Source organism: Pseudomonas sp. Pseusp9, assembly GCF_059491265.1.
Genome location: NZ_CP168500.1, coordinates 1,254,450 through 1,272,683, shown reverse-complemented (window position 1 = coordinate 1,272,683; position 18,234 = coordinate 1,254,450). Strand labels below are relative to the sequence as shown.

Annotated in this window: 17 protein-coding genes; 13 read left to right on the top strand and 4 right to left on the bottom strand. The window is 60.1% G+C overall.

Annotation, left to right across the window (positions count from 1 at the left end; all coding sequences use genetic code 11):
- Positions 1 to 81: 81 nt before the first annotated feature.
- Entirely contained in the window at positions 82 to 639 is a 558-nt protein-coding gene (locus ACEN8E_RS05620; protein WP_495591761.1) for a cysteine hydrolase family protein, read from the bottom strand.
- A 191-nt stretch (positions 640 to 830) separates the two neighbouring features.
- On the opposite strand from ACEN8E_RS05620, the gene ACEN8E_RS05615 reads away from it, so the two are divergent.
- The 8 genes from ACEN8E_RS05615 (at position 831) to ACEN8E_RS05580 (ending at position 10,593) form a co-directional block, all read left to right on the top strand.
- Positions 831 to 3,281, top strand: coding sequence for a penicillin acylase family protein (locus ACEN8E_RS05615; protein WP_495591760.1), 2,451 nt, complete (start codon positions 831 to 833; stop codon positions 3,279 to 3,281).
- 186 nt (positions 3,282 to 3,467) lie between these two features.
- Positions 3,468 to 4,502, top strand: a complete 1,035-nt coding sequence (locus tag ACEN8E_RS05610) for a ligase-associated DNA damage response exonuclease (protein ID WP_495591759.1) — start codon at positions 3,468 to 3,470, stop codon at positions 4,500 to 4,502.
- Positions 4,499 to 6,169 (top strand): ATP-dependent DNA ligase, encoded by a 1,671-nt coding sequence (locus tag ACEN8E_RS05605; RefSeq protein WP_495591758.1) that lies wholly within the window; start codon positions 4,499 to 4,501, stop codon positions 6,167 to 6,169. Before ACEN8E_RS05610 ends, ACEN8E_RS05605 begins: the two co-directional genes overlap by 4 nt.
- A 225-nt stretch (positions 6,170 to 6,394) precedes the next feature.
- Entirely contained in the window at positions 6,395 to 7,177 is a 783-nt protein-coding gene (locus ACEN8E_RS05600) for a transporter substrate-binding domain-containing protein (protein ID WP_495591757.1), read from the top strand.
- Between the two features lie 56 nt (positions 7,178 to 7,233).
- Positions 7,234 to 7,962: an ABC transporter permease gene (locus ACEN8E_RS05595; protein ID WP_429367170.1), complete on the top strand. Its 729-nt coding sequence runs from the start codon at positions 7,234 to 7,236 to the stop codon at positions 7,960 to 7,962.
- Positions 7,959 to 8,669, top strand: coding sequence for an ABC transporter permease (locus tag ACEN8E_RS05590; protein ID WP_429367168.1), 711 nt, complete (start codon positions 7,959 to 7,961; stop codon positions 8,667 to 8,669). Before ACEN8E_RS05595 ends, ACEN8E_RS05590 begins: the two co-directional genes overlap by 4 nt.
- A 27-nt stretch (positions 8,670 to 8,696) precedes the next feature.
- Positions 8,697 to 9,815, top strand: a complete 1,119-nt coding sequence (locus ACEN8E_RS05585; RefSeq protein ID WP_495591756.1) for a succinylglutamate desuccinylase/aspartoacylase family protein — start codon at positions 8,697 to 8,699, stop codon at positions 9,813 to 9,815.
- Between the two features lie 13 nt (positions 9,816 to 9,828).
- On the top strand, positions 9,829 to 10,593 hold the full coding sequence (locus ACEN8E_RS05580; protein ID WP_495591755.1) for an ABC transporter ATP-binding protein: 765 nt from the start codon (positions 9,829 to 9,831) through the stop codon (positions 10,591 to 10,593).
- Between the two features lie 115 nt (positions 10,594 to 10,708).
- On the opposite strand, the gene ACEN8E_RS05575 is transcribed toward ACEN8E_RS05580, so the two are convergent.
- Together ACEN8E_RS05575 and dcd are read right to left on the bottom strand one after the other, a co-directional pair.
- Positions 10,709 to 10,918, bottom strand: coding sequence for a hypothetical protein (locus ACEN8E_RS05575; protein WP_322616074.1), 210 nt, complete (start codon positions 10,916 to 10,918; stop codon positions 10,709 to 10,711).
- Between the two features lie 107 nt (positions 10,919 to 11,025).
- Entirely contained in the window at positions 11,026 to 11,592 is a 567-nt protein-coding gene (gene dcd / locus ACEN8E_RS05570) for a dCTP deaminase (RefSeq protein ID WP_007904652.1), read from the bottom strand.
- Between the two features lie 353 nt (positions 11,593 to 11,945).
- On the opposite strand from dcd, the gene ACEN8E_RS05565 reads away from it, so the two are divergent.
- Positions 11,946 to 12,155, top strand: a complete 210-nt coding sequence (locus ACEN8E_RS05565; protein ID WP_002554837.1) for a cold-shock protein — start codon at positions 11,946 to 11,948, stop codon at positions 12,153 to 12,155.
- A gap of 74 nt (positions 12,156 to 12,229) precedes the next feature.
- Here the strand turns inward: ACEN8E_RS05565 and ACEN8E_RS05560 are convergent, their stop codons facing one another.
- Positions 12,230 to 13,237, bottom strand: coding sequence for a DUF481 domain-containing protein (locus ACEN8E_RS05560; protein WP_495593277.1), 1,008 nt, complete (start codon positions 13,235 to 13,237; stop codon positions 12,230 to 12,232).
- 163 nt (positions 13,238 to 13,400) lie between these two features.
- Between ACEN8E_RS05560 and ACEN8E_RS05555 the strand changes: the two genes are divergently transcribed.
- From ACEN8E_RS05555 to ACEN8E_RS05540, 4 genes are all read left to right on the top strand, one after another.
- The gene (locus tag ACEN8E_RS05555; RefSeq protein ID WP_495591754.1) at positions 13,401 to 13,754 is read left to right on the top strand and encodes an MGMT family protein; all 354 of its coding nucleotides are present in this window, start codon (positions 13,401 to 13,403) and stop codon (positions 13,752 to 13,754) included.
- Between the two features lie 44 nt (positions 13,755 to 13,798).
- On the top strand, positions 13,799 to 15,358 hold the full coding sequence (locus ACEN8E_RS05550; RefSeq protein ID WP_495591753.1) for an AmpG family muropeptide MFS transporter: 1,560 nt from the start codon (positions 13,799 to 13,801) through the stop codon (positions 15,356 to 15,358).
- Between the two features lie 143 nt (positions 15,359 to 15,501).
- Positions 15,502 to 17,217 (top strand): proline--tRNA ligase, encoded by a 1,716-nt coding sequence (locus ACEN8E_RS05545; protein WP_495591752.1) that lies wholly within the window; start codon positions 15,502 to 15,504, stop codon positions 17,215 to 17,217.
- Positions 17,218 to 17,236: 19 nt separating this feature from the next.
- Complete coding sequence (locus ACEN8E_RS05540; protein WP_495591751.1) at positions 17,237 to 18,190, top strand: hypothetical protein; 954 nt, start codon at positions 17,237 to 17,239, stop codon at positions 18,188 to 18,190.
- Positions 18,191 to 18,234 lie beyond the last annotated feature (44 nt).

The window sequence follows — 18,234 nt, the reverse complement described above, 5'->3', positions numbered from 1 at the left end:
GAGCTTGCTCGCGATGGACTTTCAGTCGACATCTGTGTAGCTGACATACCATCGCGAGCAAGCTCGCTCCTACAGGTTTTTTCAGTCAGCCTTTAATACACATGCGGCACTGACCACCGTCGCATACTCACCGTGCAAATTCCCCAGCGACATCGCATGCACCTCCTCGGCGCTATGGGCATGGCCGAAAAAATCAGCCTTGTCGAAGGTAAAGCACGCATCCTCGACCACCCACGTATCAAACCCCAGGTTGCCCGCGGTGCGCGCCGTGGACTCCACCGAGTTGTGGGTCGCGACACCCACGATGATCAACTGCCCGATCCCCGCCTCGCGCAACTGCGTCTCCAGCCCCGTCGAACAAAACGCATCCGGCACCTGTTTCTGAATCAGGCGTTCACCGGCCCCTGGGGCAAAACGCTCCTGAAATTCCACCCCCGACTGCTGCGGCCAGAATACTGAGTCCTCTGAGCGGGACAAGTGCTGCACATGGATCACTGGCCGAGCGGTGCGCCGCCAATGGTCGAGCATTTCCAGCATGCGCGCTTCGGCCTGCGGGTTGTTCCTGCGGCCGAGTCTGGGGTGAAGGATGCCTTTTTGTTGATCGATGATGATCAGTGCCGCGTTTGCCTTGAGCTCCATGCCAACTGTTCTCCTGGATTGTTGAGCGTTTCGCACTTCAACATCAGCCATTGCGACTGGCAAGGATGCGATCTTTCAGGTTTATCAGACAAATCCTGAAATAACCTTGCACCCCGCTTGCGCGGCCTCCTCCCGCTCACTAACGTAGCGCCTTTATTTCGCGCCGCCTCTACCCCCGCAGGAGCTTTGCCATGGCCTCGCCAGCCCTTACTCATTTTCTACCCCGGTTCGGCGTTGCCGCAGCAGTGGCCGGTGTCTTGAGCCTGACCGGTTGTCAGAACTTCAACGCCCAGGACACCCTCCCGCCAACCTCCGGCGTACAACCGCTCAAAGGCCTGGCACAGAACGTTTCGGTGCGCCGCAATGCCATGGGCATGCCGCTGATCGAAAGCAACAGCTTCCACGACGCGCTGTTCACCCTCGGCTACGTGCATGCCAGCGACCGCATCACTCAAATGGTTACCTTGCGCCTGCTGGCCCAGGGCCGTTTGGCCGAGATGCAGGGTGCGGACCTGCTGGATGCCGACCGCTACATGCGGGCGGTCAACCTGAAGAAAAGTGCTGGCGAGTTGTACAAGGCCTCTTCGCCGCGCCTCAAGCGTTTCTTCGAAGTCTATGCGCGGGGCGTCAATGCCTATCTGTTCCGCTACCGCGACAAACTGCCGGCGGACCTGGCGGCCACCGGCTACAAGCCTGAATACTGGCAACCGGAAGATTCGGCGCTGATTTTCTGCCTGCTGAACTTCAGCCAGTCGACCAACCTGCCGGAAGAAATTTCCTCGCTGGTACTGGCCCAGACTGTCACCACCGACAAACTCGCGTGGCTGACGCCGTCGGCACCTGATGAAAAACTGCCGGTCGCCGAAAGCGAAAAACTGCAAGGACTCAAGCTCAACGGGCAAGTCCCGGGGCTGGCCGAACTCAGTAAAGCCACCGGGCAACTGTCGGACCTCAATCTGCTGGGTGCCACCTCGTCGAACAACTGGGCCATCGCGCCGCAACGCAGCCGCAGCGGCAAGAGCCTGTTGGCCAGTGACAGTCACGGCCCGCTGGGCGTGCCTTCGCTGTTCAGTTACGTGCAGATTCGCGCGCCGAAGTATCAGGCGACCGGCGTGACCATCGCCGGCCTGCCGATGGTGCTCGGTGGTTTCAACGGCAAAGTGGCATGGAGCATGACGTCCGTGATGGGCGACAACCAGGACCTGTTCCTGGAGAAGATCAAGCGCCAGGGCAACGGGCTCACCTACGAAAATGCCGGAAAATGGCAGCCGGCGATCGTGCGCAACGAAACCTATTTCGTCAAAGGCCAGCGGCCGATTCGCGAAGCCGTGTACGAAACCCGCCACGGCCCGCTGCTCAACAGCGCCCAGGGCACCACGCTGGCCAATGGTTTCGGCCTGGCCTTGCAGATGCCGAACTTCACCGACGACAAGAGCCTGGACGCGTTTTTCGACCTGTCCCGCGCCCAGAGCGTCGAGAAAGCCTCGGACGCCAGCCGCGAAATCCGCGCCATCGCGCTGAACCTGGTATTTGCCGATGCCAGCCACATCGGCTGGCAAGTCACCGGTCGTTACCCGAACCGCCGCGAAGGCGAAGGCTTGCTGCCCTCACCGGGCTGGGAAGGCCGCTACGATTGGGACGGTTATGCCGACCCGATGCTGCACCCGTACGACCAGGACCCGGCCCAAGGCTGGCTCGGCACTGCCAACCAGCGGGTCATTCCCCATGGCTACGGCATGCAGTTGTCCAACTCCTGGGCCGCCCCGGAGCGCGGCGAGCGCCTGGCCGAACTGGCCGGCGCCGGCAAACATGACAGCCGCAGCCTGATCGCCATGCAATACGACCAGACCACGACCTTCGCTGCCAAGCTGAAGAAAATGCTTGAAGCGCCGGGTATGGCCCAGCCACTCAAGCAAGCCATCGACGCCTTGCCGGCGGCCGATCGCGCCAAGGCACACGAGGCCTACAGCCGCTTGATGGCGTTCGACGGCAAGCTCGGCCCGACCTCCACCGATGCGGCAATCTACGAACTGTTCCTGCAGGAAAGCATCCGGCAGATCTTCCTCGATGAACTGGGCCCTGAAAGCAGCCCGGCATGGAAGGCCTTTGTCGCCGACGGCAAGTTGTCCTACTCGGCCCAGGCCGATCATTTGCTCGGGCGTGAGGACAGCCCGTTCTGGGATGATGTGCGCACCGCGCAGAAAGAAGACAAACCGACCATCCTCGCTCGCAGCCTCGCCGCAGCGATCAGCGCAGGCGACAGCCAGTTGGGCAGCGATCACAAAGCCTGGCAGTGGGGCAAACTGCATCGCTATGAATGGAAGAACAGCAGCGGCCAGACTGTACGCGGGCCGCTGCCGGCCGGCGGCGATCACACCACGCTCAACACCGCCGCCTTCGCCTGGGGCCAGGACTTCAATACCACGCTGGCGCCAGCCATGCGCTTTATCGTCGACTTCGGCCAGTCCGAACCGCTGATGGCGCAGAACGGTACCGGCCAGTCCGGCAACCCGGCCAGCCCCAATTACCTCAACAGCATCGAACCGTGGCTGAAGGGTCAATACATGAGCCTGCCGATGCAGCCGCAGAACTTCGACAACGCCTATGGCAAGGCCCGGTTGACGCTGACCCCCGGCAAGTAATCTCCCGTGCGGGAGCAAGCCTGCTCGCGATTGCGCGCTGTCAGTCAACATTGTGGGTGACTGACACACCGCTATTGCGAGCAGCTCGCTCTCACGCTGGATTTTTATCCAAACGCAAAATCCCCATAGAACTTCACGCCCCGCGCCAGGCTCTTAGCTAACAAGTTCCTCCACTCTGGCAATGCCATGGACCTTGTCGTCTCGCGTCCCGAAGGTTTGTACTGCCCCGCTGGTGGCTTTTATATCGACCCGTGGCGGCCCGTCGAACGCGCCGTGATCACCCATGCCCACGGCGACCATGCCCGCGCCGGCAATCGGCATTACCTGGCGGCAGCACCTGGCGAGGCCATTCTGCGCATGCGACTGGGCCAGGCCATCAACCTGCAAACCCTGCGCTATGGCGAACGCCTGCTGCATCATGGCGTGTTCCTCAGTTTTCATCCCGCCGGCCACGTGCTCGGCTCGGCGCAAGTACGACTGGAATACGCTGGAGAAGTCTGGGTGGCTTCCGGGGACTACAAGATCGAACCCGACGGCACTTGCGCGCCGTTTGAACCGGTACGCTGCGACACCTTCATCAGCGAATCGACCTTTGCCCTGCCGATCTACCGCTGGCAACCCCAGGCCCAAGTGTTTGCCGAGATCGATCAATGGTGGCAAGCCAATGCGGCTGTCGAAAAAACCAGCGTGCTGTTCTGTTATTCCCTCGGCAAAGCCCAGCGCATTCTCCATGGCATCGACGCACGACTCGGCCCCGTTCTGGTGCATGGCGCGGTGGAACCGATCAACCGGATCTACCGCGAAGCGGGGGTTTATCTGCCGCCCACGATTCATGCCGCCGAAATTGGAAAGAGCGGCCCGATGATGCGCAAGGCATTGGTGCTCGCACCACCTTCGATGGCGAACAGCAGCTGGATGCGCGACTTCGGCGATTACAGCGATGGCTTTGCCAGTGGCGGGATGCGTTTGCGCGGCACACGCCGACGGCACGGTGTGGACCGGGGCTTCGTGCTGTCCGACCACGCCGACTGGCCCGGTCTGCTGTGGGCCATCGAACAGACCGGTGCCGAACGGGTCATGGTGAGCCATGGATCGGCCGGTGCGCTGGTACGCCATCTGCGCGAGCAGGGGCTTGATGCCACGAGGTTCGACACCGAATACGGTGATGACGAAGAGGACGCGGTCATTACCGAAGCCGGACCTGCCGAGGTGCTGCCATGAAGGCGTTCGCCGAGCTGTTTGCCGAACTGGACGCCGCCGACTCGAACAACGCCAAACTGACAGCAATGCAAAACTACTTCACCCGGGCCGCGCCGGAAGATGCCGCATGGGCGGTGTACTTTCTGGCGGGGGGACGCCCCGGTCAATTGGTGCCGGTACGGGTACTGCGCGAACTGGCCGTGACGTTTTCCGGTTTGCCGGAATGGTTGTTCGAAGAGAGTTACCAGGCCGTCGGTGATCTCGCGGAAACCATTTCTCTGGTTTTGCCACCAGCGTCGCACCATTCAACCGACGGGCTGGCCCCGTGGGTCGAGGACAAACTGCTGCCACTGCGTGGCGAAACGGCGCAATCGCTCGCGCATCGGTTACCGATGCTGTGGGCGCAACTGGACAGCCTGAGCCTGATGGTCTGCATCAAACTGATCACTGGCAGCTTGCGCGTCGGGGTGTCCCGATTGATGGTCACCCGCGCCCTGGCGGCCATGGCCCACCTTGACAGCAAATGCGTGGCGCAGCGGCTGGTGGGTTACACCGACCAGTCCCATCGCCCCAGCGCCACCAGCTACCTGAAACTGATCGCCGCCGAATCCCTCGATGAACACGCCCAGCGTGGCGGCCAACCCTACCCGTTTTTTCTCGCCCATGCCTTGTCGCCGCCAGTGGAACAATTCGAAGCGCTGCTCGGTCCTGTCCAGCACTGGCAGGCGGAATGGAAATGGGATGGCATCCGCGCCCAGGTGATCAAGCGCGACGGGCGACTGTGGATCTGGTCGCGGGGTGAGGATCTGGTGACCGAACGTTTCCCTGAACTGGACAGTTTGATTCTGAGCCTTCCCGACGGGACGGTGATCGACGCAGAGATCGTCGCCTGGAAATCCGCGCCAACCGGCATCGAAACGGTTTTTCAACCCGCGGCGCAACCTTTCGCCGTCCTGCAACGACGCATCGGCCGCAAGACCCTGGACCGGAAAATCCTCGAAGAGATTCCGGTGGTACTGGTCGCCTTCGATTTGCTCGAGTGGCAAGGTGAAGACTGGCGCAGCCGGCGTCAGGCCGAGCGACGCGCGCAACTGGAACGGGTGACCCGTGATTGCGCCAATCCGCGGTTGCGCCTCTCCCCATTGTTGACCGGCGATACCTGGCTCGACCTCGCCCGCCAGCGCGAGGCATCCCGCGCCCTCGGTGTCGAAGGCCTGATGCTCAAGTCACGAGATGCCCTGTACGGCATCGGTCGGACCAAGGACATGGGCGTCTGGTGGAAATGGAAAGTCGATCCGTTCAGCGTTGACGCCGTGCTGATCCATGCACAACAGGGGCAAGGACGCCGGGCCAGTCTCTACAGCAATTACACATTCGCTGTCTGGGATGGCCCGCCAGATGCCGGCGAACGCTCCCTGGTGCCGTTCGCCAAAGCTTATTCAGGGTTGAGCGATGACGAAATCCGCCAGATCGACAGCATCGTGCGCAAGACTGCGGTGGAAACGTTCGGGCCAGTGACCAGCGTTCAGCCAAGCCTGGTGTTTGAATTGGGTTTTGAGAGCATCGCCCTCTCCCGCCGTCACAAGAGTGGCATTGCCGTGCGCTTTCCGCGAATGTTGCGCTGGCGCAAGGACAAGTCGATAGACGAAGCCGACACTTTGGCGACCCTGCAATATCTGCTCGGCTAGGCCCTCTTTTCATCCTCGATATCTTTTCTTTTTGAACCGGACGGGTGCGCCCATTTCCCTGCGCCCGTTTTCGTGCATAAATCTGTCTCCGGCCATTTCCAAGTACCTTTTAAACGCTTGTTCGGCACTCTGGTTCGGAAATTGCTACTTTCAATAAGTCTTACGCTTTCCAGTAACAACAATTCTGCGCCACGAGCGCTCATATTGGTTTTTAGGGATTGAATAATGAAAAAAGCATTGCTGACCCTTTCTGCACTGGCGTTGTGCGTGGCTGCTGGCTCCGCCATGGCGAAGGAGTACAAAGAACTGCGTTTCGGCGTTGACCCTTCCTACGCACCGTTCGAGTCGAAAGCGGCCGACGGTAGCCTGGTGGGCTTCGACATCGATCTGGGCAACGCAATTTGCGCCGAGCTGAAGGTCAAGTGCAAATGGGTCGAAAGCGATTTCGACGGCATGATTCCTGGCCTGAAGGCCAATAAATTCGACGGTGTTATCTCTTCGATGACCGTCACCGAAGCCCGCGAAAAAGTCATCGACTTCTCCAGCGAGCTGTTCTCCGGCCCGACCGCTCTCGTGTACAAGAAAGGCTCCGGCATCACGACCGACACCGCTTCCCTCAAAGGCAAGACCGTCGGTTACGAGCAAGGCACCATTCAGGAAGCCTACGCCAAGGCCATCCTGGACAAGGCCGGCGTGAAAACCCAGGCCTACGCCAACCAGGACCAGGTTTACGCCGACCTGACTTCCGGTCGTCTCGACGCGGGCATCCAGGACATGCTGCAAGCCGAACTGGGTTTCCTGAAGTCGCCACAGGGTGCCGATTTCGAAGTCAGCAAGCCGGTTGATGACCCTCTGTTGCCAGCCAAAACCGCAGTCGGCATTAAGAAAGGTAACACCGAGCTGAAAGCCCTTTTGGATAAAGGTATCAAAGCGTTACACGATGATGGCACCTACGCCACCATTCAGAAGAAACACTTTGGCGATCTGAATCTGTACAGCGGCAAATAATGCCCGGCGCCCATCTCGCGATGGGCGCTTTTTTCTTCCGATCAGGTTGCTGATTTATGTTCGAAAACCTCCTGCAAAATCTGGGGCTCTCAGCCTTCAGCCTCAAGGGCTTCGGTCCTTTGCTGATGCAAGGCACCTGGATGACCATCAAATTATCGGCGATGTCGCTGCTGGTGGCCGTGTTGCTCGGCCTGCTCGGCGCCAGTGCCAAGCTGTCAAAAGTCAAACTGCTGCGCTTGCCTGCCCTGTGCTACACCACGCTGATTCGCGGGGTGCCGGACCTGGTATTGATGCTGCTGATCTTCTACAGCCTGCAAACCTGGCTGACGTCGCTGACCGACTACATGGAATGGGAATACATCGAGATCAACCCGTTCAGTGCCGGGGTCATTACCCTGGGCTTCATTTATGGCGCTTATTTCACCGAAACCTTCCGTGGCGCGATTCTCGCGGTACCACGGGGCCAGGTCGAAGCCGCCACCGCCTATGGCCTCAAACGCGGCCAGCGCTTCTGGATCGTGGTGTTTCCGCAAATGATGCGTTTTGCCCTGCCGGGTATCGGCAACAACTGGATGGTCATGCTCAAGGCTACCGCGCTGGTATCGATCATCGGCCTGGCCGATCTGGTCAAGGCCGCGCAGGACGCCGGTAAAAGCAGCTATCAACTGTTCTACTTCCTGGTACTCGCCGCCTTGATCTACCTGGTGATCACCAGTGTCTCCAACTTCATCCTGCGCCGGCTCGAACGCCGCTACGCCGCCGGAACCCGGGAGGCCGTGCGATGATCGAACTCCTGCAGGAATACTGGAAACCTTTCCTCTACAGCGACGGCAACAACATCACCGGACTGGCCATGACCATGTGGCTGCTCAGCGCGTCGATCTTCTTCGGCTTTCTTGTGTCGATTCCGCTGTCCATCGCCCGGGTTTCTCCGAACTTCTACATTCGCTGGCCGGTGCAGTTCTACACCTACCTGTTCCGTGGCACGCCGCTGTATATCCAGCTGTTGATCTGTTACACCGGGATCTACAGCCTGGCCGCCGTGCGCGCGCAACCGCTGCTCGACAGCTTCTTTCGCGATGCGATGAACTGCACCATCCTGGCGTTCGCCCTGAACACCTGCGCCTACACCACGGAGATCTTCGCCGGGGCGATTCGCAGCATGGCCCATGGTGAAGTCGAAGCGGCCAAAGCCTATGGCCTCACTGGCTGGAAGCTTTATGCCTACGTGATCATGCCGTCGGCCCTGCGTCGTTCGCTGCCTTACTACAGCAACGAAGTGATTCTGATGCTGCACTCGACCACCGTGGCCTTCACCGCGACCATCCCGGACATCCTGAAAGTCGCGCGGGACGCCAACTCGGCAACCTTCCTGACCTTCCAGTCGTTCGGCATCGCCGCGCTGATCTACTTGACTGTCACCTTTGCGCTGGTCGGCCTTTTCCGCCTCGCCGAACGCCGATGGCTGGCTTTCCTCGGGCCGACCCACTAGGTCTCAACCTGCTTCAGGAAACAACAGATGCGCCACCAGAAACATGACCTGCTGGCCCCGCTGCCGGGGACCGCGAGACAGATCCACAGTTTTCACTTCGGCCCACAACCGGCCAATGGCAAAATCTACATCCAGGCCTCCCTGCACGCCGACGAAATGCCCGGCATGCTGGTGGCTTGGCACCTCAAGCAACGCCTGGCGGAGCTGGAAGCCGCCGGTCGCCTGCGCAGTGAAATCGTGCTGGTGCCCATCGCCAACCCGGTGGGCCTTGAACAGGTGCTGATGGATGTACCGCTGGGCCGCTACGAACTGGAAAGCGGCCAGAACTTCAACCGCTGGTTCGTCGACCTCAGTGAGGAAGTCGGCAACGAGATCGAAGACAAGCTCAGTGACGATCCGCAGCACAATCAGCAATTGATCCGCAGCAGCCTGCGCGATGCGCTGGCCCGGCAGAGCGCCGACACCCAATTGCAATCCCAGCGTCTGACCCTGCAGCGACTGGCCTGCGACGCCGACATGGTGCTCGACCTGCATTGCGATTTCGAAGCGGTTGCGCACCTCTACACCACACCGGAAGCCTGGCCGCAGGTCGAGCCGCTGGCCCGCTACATCGGCGCCGAAGCCAGCCTGCTGGCAACCGACTCCGGTGGCCAGTCATTCGACGAATGCTTCACCCTGCTCTGGTGGCAGTTGAGGGAACGCTTCGGCGAACACTTCGACATTACGCCAGGCAGTTTCTCGGTGACCGTCGAATTGCGCGGCCAGGGCGACGTCAATCACCCGCTGGCCAGCCGCGACTGTCAGGCGTTGATCGACTACCTGATCCATTTCGGCGCGATCACCGGCGAACCCGCGCCCCTGCCCGAGTTGCCTTATCCGGCGACACCGCTGGCCGGTGTAGAACCGGTGGCCACGCCGGTCGGCGGGTTGCTGGTGTTCACCGCGCTGCCGGGCCAGTACCTGGAAGCCGGGCAACTGATCGCCGAGATCATTGATCCGGTCAACGATAGCGTCACCCCCGTTCATTGCTCCGCCGCCGGGTTGATGTATGCCCGCTCGCTGCGCCGCATGGCCACTGCCGGCATGGTGATCGCCCACGTCGCGGGCACCGAAGCCTATCGCAGCGGCTATCTACTTTCGCCTTGAGGATGCATGCCCCATGTACAAATTGACCATCGAAGGCCTGCATAAAAGCTATGGCGACCATGAAGTCCTCAAAGGTGTTTCGCTCAAGGCCAGGACCGGCGACGTCATCAGCCTGATCGGCGCCAGCGGCTCGGGTAAAAGTACCTTTCTGCGTTGCATCAACTTCCTGGAACAACCCAACGACGGCGCCATGAGCCTCGACGGACAGAACGTCCGCATGATCAAGGATCGTCACGGCATGCACGTGGCCGACGCCAATGAACTGCAGCGGATTCGCACCCGCCTGGCCATGGTGTTCCAGCACTTCAACCTGTGGAGCCACATGACGGTGCTGGAAAACATCACCATGGCTCCGCGCCGGGTGCTGGGGTGCGACAGGAAAGAAGCCGAAGACCGCGCCCGGCGCTACCTCGACAAGGTGGGGCTGGCCTCCCGTGTGGCGGACCAGTACCCGGCATTCCTGTCCGGCGGTCAGCAACAACGGGTTGCGATTGCCCGGGCACTGGCCATGGAGCCGGAAGTCATGCTGTTCGACGAACCGACCTCGGCGCTGGACCCGGAACTGGTGGGGGAAGTGCTGAAAGTGATCCAAGGCCTGGCCGAAGAAGGCCGCACCATGATCATGGTGACCCACGAAATGAGCTTCGCCCGCAAAGTGTCGAGCCAGGTGTTGTTTCTGCACCAGGGCCTGGTTGAGGAACAAGGCGCGCCGGAAGATGTGCTGGGCAATCCGAAAAGCGAGCGGTTGAAGCAGTTCCTGAGTGGCAACCTGAAGTAACGCCTGCCAAAAAACTGTGGGAGCGAGCCTGCTCGCGAATGGGCCAGGTCAGTCAACATCTCTGCTGAAGGAAACACCGCCTTCGCGAGCAGGCTCGCTCCCACACTCAATCCAATCAGACAACAGGCGCAGGCGGTGGCTCATCCGGCAAAGTAGGTTCGCCAGGTTCCATCGGCTCTTCGTTCGGGGTATCAGGGTCAGGCTGACCGGGGATGCCTCCCGCCATGCTGACGGGTGGATGTGCCAACAGGGACCACGCCAGAACGCCAACCTGATTGGGTTCAAGCCTTGCCAGTTCGGCACTGATTCGTGGATCGATCTTCATTCGGCACTCCTGAGCGATGGCCCGACCCGCCTTGCGCGGATCGGAGCAGGACACTCCATAGAGTGTACGCCCGCTCAGGAATTCCCGATATTTGTCGGACGGTTGACTCAGGTGCGAGGCAGGGTCACGCCACGCTGGCCCTGGTACTTGCCGCCACGGTCCTTGTAGGACACTTCACACTCTTCGTCCGACTCGAGGAACAGCATCTGTGCCACACCTTCGTTCGCGTAGATTTTCGCCGGCAGATTGGTGGTGTTGGAGAACTCCAGGGTCACGTGACCTTCCCACTCAGGTTCGAGCGGCGTGACGTTGACGATGATGCCGCAGCGCGCGTAGGTGCTTTTACCCAGGCAAATGGTCAGTACATTACGCGGAATACGGAAGTATTCGACGGTGCTGGCCAGGGCGAAAGAGTTCGGCGGAATGATGCACACATCACTATGGATGTCGACGAAGCTGCCGGCATCGAAGTTCTTCGGGTCGACGATCGCCGAATTGATGTTGGTGAACACCTTGAAATGATTGGTGCAACGCACATCGTAGCCGTAGCTTGACACGCCATAGGAGATCACACGGCTATCGTCGCTGCCGCGCACCTGGCGCTCGACGAACGGTTCGATCATGCCGTGCTCTTGCGCCATGCGGCGAATCCACTTGTCCGATTTGATGCTCATGGCGGGTGTCCTGAATAGCGAGGTCGAAAAATTCTGTCCGGCATCTTACCGGGCGCGCCGCCGGGTTCAAAGTCCGCGGTGCAATTCTCGCCGTACAGGCAGGAATTACCTGTGCTGGCGACGAACCGTCACACCGCCGATCCTTAAAACAGAGAAACCTGCGCAAGAAGCATTGGCACGTCCTGGAAAAAGGGTTAAGGTGGCGCCACTGTGCTGCTTGTGTCACTGAGAATCTCTACACGATATGTTGAATTTCGATCCAACCATCTACAAGAATTTTTCCTGCTCTTTGCACTCAGTCTCGGCCAGGGTTCTTCCTGAGTCGCAGTTATCTTTGTTCAAGGAGTTACACCATGTCTAATCGCCAAACCGGTACCGTTAAGTGGTTCAACGATGAAAAAGGCTTCGGCTTCATCACCCCACAATCCGGTGACGACCTGTTCGTTCACTTCAAAGCTATCCAGTCCGACGGCTTCAAAAGCCTGAAAGAAGGCCAACAGGTTTCTTTCATCGCTACCCGCGGTCAGAAAGGCATGCAAGCTGAAGAAGTTCAAGTTATCTAACTTGTACTTGCTTTAGTAAAAAGCCCCGCCCTCAACAGCGGGGCTTTTTTGTGGGCGGTCCTTTTTTGGTTTTCTTACCAGGTCACGCCAAACCCTGCGGTATAGCGTGTCTTGTCCAGATCCGCATCGTCGGTACCGCTGATGATGTCGCGCTCTGCCTTCAGGTTCAGCGAAGCCCATTCAGTCACCTTGTAGCGCAACCCCATCTCGGCATCGAGTGCGTAGTCGGCCACGCCCGACAGCGGCTTGCCGACCTCGCCATTGGTGAAAAACTCGACACGCTTGCCGATCAGGTAGCGGTTGTAGTCCCACTTCATGGCCAGGGCGTAGAAATTGTCCTTGCTGCCATCCGAGAACTCAAAGTCCGTGCGGTTTATCAGCGAACCCAGGGAGAACGCCCCGAGTTCGTCATCCCAGAACTGGTAGCCAGGACCGGTACCGACAGTGCGCTGACGAGAAAGATCTTCGACCTTGTCGCGCTTGTACACCAGGCGCCCCTGCCAGAACCATTGCTCGGTCAGGAACCGGTCGATGGAGTACTCGGCCCGCCAGTTGTCGGTGGTCACCACGCTGTCCTGGAACTCACGGTTGTATTCGCCTTCGGCGGTATGCCGCCAGCGACCGTGACGCGCACTGGTCTTGAAATCGATGCCGTAGTCATCCGTGTCGTTTTCCGCCCGCTGGTAATCCAGCGCGATATCGACGTTGCCTTTCCACACCAGATCCTCGACCACCGGTTTTGGCTTGAGAATCTGCTGAATGCTCGCCAGTTCGACTGTCTTCGGTGCCTCGCCATTGGCCAGTGTGACCTTGCCGGCGTCCGCCGCTTTCAGCGACTTGGCTTTCTCGCCACTGTAGGCATCCTGCTTGACCAGCAACTCCTGATCGCTGTCCAGGGTCTTGACCTGTTTCCAGTCGATCGTCACCGCCCCGGCGTACTCGGTCTGGATCAGCAATTTGCCGCCATCGAACAGCGTGATCTTGCCGCTCAGCTTGTCGCCGTTCTTCAACCACACGGTATCGGCCAGCAAGGGAGTGGAAGCACTGAGGACAGCGAGACACAGCAGGGATCTGGATAAAATAAGCAAAATACAGGCTCAGACTTGCGAGAAAAGTCGGCATTATCCGTAGGAACAAGGCCCTGACAAGGACTGACCCGACTATTTCTGTCGAGTTCATTTCTCAACTTTCTGTACAGGAATTACTCTACAGACGGTAAACCAGATTTCTTCAGGAATGACGGACGTGACCGATCCAACCGATGAACCCGAAAGTGCGGCGCAAATCCGACGCACGGCGCTGTATCTGACACTGGCGCAAGTTCCCGAAGGCAAAGTCGTCAGCTACGGTCAATTGGCCGAGCTTGCAGGACTGGGTCGCGCCGCCCGCTGGGTCGGCCGCACCCTCAGCCAATTGCCGAGCGAAAGCAAGTTGCCCTGGCATCGCGTTCTGGGTGCAAACGGACGTATCAGCCTGCCGGCCGGCAGCCCTTCAGGGGATGAGCAGCGCGCACGATTACGCATGGAGGGCATCAGTGTCCTGAATAATCGTGTTGATATTCAGCGCCATGGCTGGCGCCCGGTAGAGCACAGCGGTTAGAGTGCGCGCTTTGTTTCCGTATTTCTTGAGGCAGACTCCAGCCCATGCCCCGTAAAACCTGGCGCGCCGCGCTCGCCGCTTATGCCAGCCCTTCGACACTCGTGCTGTTGCTGCTTGGTTTCGCCGCCGGCCTGCCATACATGCTGGTGTTTTCGACGCTTTCGGTCTGGCTGCGTGAAGCTGGCGTGGCTCGCGAAACCATTGGCTATGCAAGCCTGATCGGCCTGGCCTATGCCTTCAAATGGGTCTGGTCACCGCTGCTCGACCAATGGCGACTGCCATTGCTCGGCAAACTCGGTCGACGACGATCCTGGCTCGTATTGTCCCAGGCACTGGTCATCCTTGGCCTGATCGGGATGGGTTTCTGCGACCCGCAAAAGCATCTCTCCTGGCTCATCGCTATCGCGGTGATCGTCGCCTTCGCCTCGGCGACACAAGATATTGCGGTAGACGCCTACCGCCTGGAAATCGCCGAAGACAATCGTCAGGCCGCCCTGGCCGCCAGCTACATGTCCGGTTACCGGGTCGCGGCGCTGCTGGCGACTGCAGGCGCGCTGTACTTCGCCGAAGGCTTTGGCTCCACCGGATTCAACTACAAGCATTCGGCCTGGGCCGGCACCTATATCCTGTTCGGGGCGCTGATGGTCCCGGCACTGCTGACCTCCCTGTTCATGCGCGAACCACCCGTGCCATTGCGCACGCAACTGCAGGCCGGGCGCTACAGTTTCGCGCATCAACTGGCCTCGGTATTCGTGCTGATCATATTGCTGGTGTCCGTGCCGGCGATGTTCACCCAGCTCTACAACACCGACTTCGCCAGCGTACTGTTCCAAGGCGTGAGCCTGCTCGACCTGCTGCTCGAAGACCGCGCTTTCCTGCGGGCCATCCTCTACACCACGCTCACCGCCCTGTGCCTCTCGGCCATGGGCCGCCGCGGCCTGGCTCCGGTACTGACGCCAGTCAACGACTTCATCCTGCGATACCGCTGGCAAGCGCTGCTGCTGCTCGGGTTGATCGCCACCTATCGGATGTCCGATACGGTCATGGGGGTGATGGCCAACGTGTTCTATATCGACCAGGGCTTCACCAAGGACCAGATCGCCAGCGTCAGCAAAATCTTCGGCCTGATCATGACCCTGGTCGGCGCCGGCATGGGCGGCCTGCTGATCGTGCGCTTCGGCATCCTGCCTATCCTGTTCATTGGCGGCGTTGCCTCCGCGGCGACCAACATCCTGTTCCTGATGCTCGCCGACATGGGCCCGAACCTGCAGATGCTGATCCTGACCATTTCCCTGGACAACTTCAGCTCGGGCCTGGCCACTTCGGCGTTCGTCGCCTACCTGTCGAGCCTGACCAACCTCAAGTTCTCCGCCACCCAGTACGCCCTGCTCAGCTCGATCATGCTGTTGCTGCCGCGCCTGATCGGCGGCTACTCCGGGGTCATGGTGGAGAAGTTCGGTTATCACAACTTCTTCCTGATTACCGCCCTGCTGGGTGTCCCGACCCTGCTGCTGATCGCGCTGCACTGGTTCCAGGAGAACCGCCGCGCAGGCCCGACCCCGACACCGGAACCGGTGCAGACCCCGGTCGCCGAAGAATCCTAGGTTCATAACGCAGGAAAAATCGCGGAGGGCCGTGCGAATCGCGCCCTCCTGCCACACCACCGACCACACGCCTGTACGCCAGCGGAACTCGCCCGTACAATGCTCCGTCATTTCTCGTCATCAGCAATCGATAACGGCCAACCATGCGCACCAGTCAATTTTTGCTCGCCACACAAAAAGAAACGCCTTCCGACGCGGTCGTGATCAGCCACCAGCTGATGCTGCGCGCCGGCATGATCCGCAAACTCGCCTCGGGCCTGTACACCTGGCTGCCGATGGGCTTGCGGGTAATGCGCAAGGTCGAAGCCGTCGTTCGTGAAGAAATGAACGCCGCCGGCTCTCTCGAAGTGTTGATGCCGAGCACGCAACCGGCTGAGCTGTGGCAGGAGTCCGGGCGCTGGGAAGAGTACGGCCCTGAATTGCTGCGCTTCAAGGATCGCCACGGTCGCGATTTCTGCGCAGGTCCCACCCACGAAGAAGTCATCACCGATCTGATGCGCAACGAGTTGAGCAGCTACAAGCAGCTGCCGATCAACCTGTACCAGATCCAGACCAAATTCCGTGACGAAATCCGCCCGCGCTTCGGCTTGATGCGCGGCCGCGAATTCATCATGAAGGACGCCTATTCGTTCCACGCCGACCAGCCTTCGCTGCAGGTCACCTACGACCGCATGCACCAGGCCTACTGCAACGTGTTCACCCGTCTGGGCCTGAAGTTCCGCCCTGTTGAAGCCGACAACGGCTCCATCGGCGGTGCCGGCTCCCACGAATTCCACGTGCTGGCCGAGTCCGGTGAAGACGACATCGTTTTCAGCAACGGCTCCGACTACGCCGCGAACATCGAAAAAGCCGAAGCCGTACCACGGGAAACCTCGCGCGCCGCTGCGACCGAAGAACTGCGCCTGGTCGACACCCCGAACGCCAAGACCATTGCGCAACTGGTCGAAGGCTTCAACCTGCCGATCGAGAAGACCATCAAGACCCTCGTGGTGCACGCCGAAGAGAAAGGCAAGCTGATTGCCCTGATCATCCGTGGCGACCATGAGCTGAACGAAATCAAGGCGGCCAACCAGCCAGGCGTTGCCAGCCCGCTGGTCATGGCCTCGGAAAGCGAACTGCGCGATGCCATTGGCGCGGGCGCCGGTTCCCTCGGCCCGTTGAACCTGCCCCTGCCGATCATCATCGACCGCTCCGTCGAACTGATGAGCGACTTTGGCATCGGCGCCAACATCGACGACAAACACTACTTCGGCGTGAACTGGGAGCGTGATCTGCCTGTTCCGACCGTTGCCGATCTGCGTAACGTCGTGGCCGGCGACCCGAGCCCGGACGGTAAAGGCACCCTGGAAATCAAGCGCGGCATTGAAGTCGGGCACATCTTCCAGCTGGGCAACAAATACAGCAAAGCGATGAAGTGCGAAGTGCTGGGCGAGAACGGCAAGCCGGTCACCCTGGAGATGGGTTGCTACGGCATCGGCGTGTCCCGCGTGGTGGCGGCTGCCATCGAGCAGAACAACGACGAAAACGGGATCATCTGGAGCGACACTCTCGCGCCGTTCCAGATCGCCCTGGTGCCACTGCGCTACGAAACCGAGCAGGTTCGCGAAGCCACCGACAAGCTGTACGCGGAGCTGACCGCTGCCGGTTTCGAAGTATTGCTGGACGACCGTGACAAGAAAACCAGCCCGGGCATCAAGTTCGCGGACATGGAGCTGATCGGCATTCCACACCGGATCGTGGTCAGCGACCGCGGCCTGGCCGAAGGCAACCTGGAATACAAGAGCCGTACCGAGGCCGAGGCACAAGCGCTGCCGGTCGCCGACGTGCTGCCCTTCCTTCAGGCCCGCATCCGCCGCTGATACCAGATATAGAGGCGTCATGTTCAAGCGAAACACCTTAGGCCTCGGTGGTGCCGCCTTGTGCGGCACCCTGCTGGTCAGCGGCTGTGCCAACCACATGTCACAACGCAGCGAGCAAGAGGAACGTGTCGAGCGCAAATTGCTCGATCACAGCCTGCAGATCGATGTCGGTGAGCCCAAGGTGCTTGAGCTGCCGCAACGGCGGGTGAAAATTCACGAGCAGAAGACGTTCGAAGTCACCGAGTACGAAGTCACGCGTTACTACGACCGCTATACGCCATACCAACCCTGGCGGGAGATCTACGAAATCCCGCTGGGCGCGGTGGCTGTAGTGGCGGGCATCGGTGCCAACGTGGTCAATGTGTTTGCCCTCGGCAATCTGCCGGACAGCGTGACCAAGGACTGGCTGAGCTACGGTTTTGCCGGGCTCAATCCGTTCATGAACGTGCAGTCCCACGGCCGTGCGCAGCAAAACCTGGCCGGCATTGGCGAGGTCCAGCGCGACAAACGCACGGAGTACTCAAGCCTGCCCTGGAGCGAGCGTCCGGTCGAGGTCAAGGCCGGCAAGGAAACCTTCGAGCTGACCACCGACAAAAACGGCGTGCTGCGCCTGAATCTGCTGGACAGCCCGTTCGCTGAAAATGACATCAACCATCTGAGCCGGTTGCTGATCCGTGTCGAGGATGCCCAGGGCAACGTGCACAGCGATTCCACTCTGGCCATCAGCAGCAACCTGCGCAGCAAGCTCTATGAGGCCCACGGCCTGATTTACGACGACCTCGAAGGTGATGAGGTGAGCCAGTGGGTACACCGGGTCAAGCGCCTGTCGGAACTGGGTCTTGAAGAGGAAGCCAGTGAGCTGGAACAGAGCCTGATCGAACTGACACGCAATGATCCCGAATTGCAGAGCGAATTCCTCAAGTCGCTGGCCCGCAATGGCGAACGACTGGTGGCGAATCCGGGGCTGAACTAAAAGCCGGAAGCCTTCGCTAATAGATTCGCTAAGGCCCCTCACAT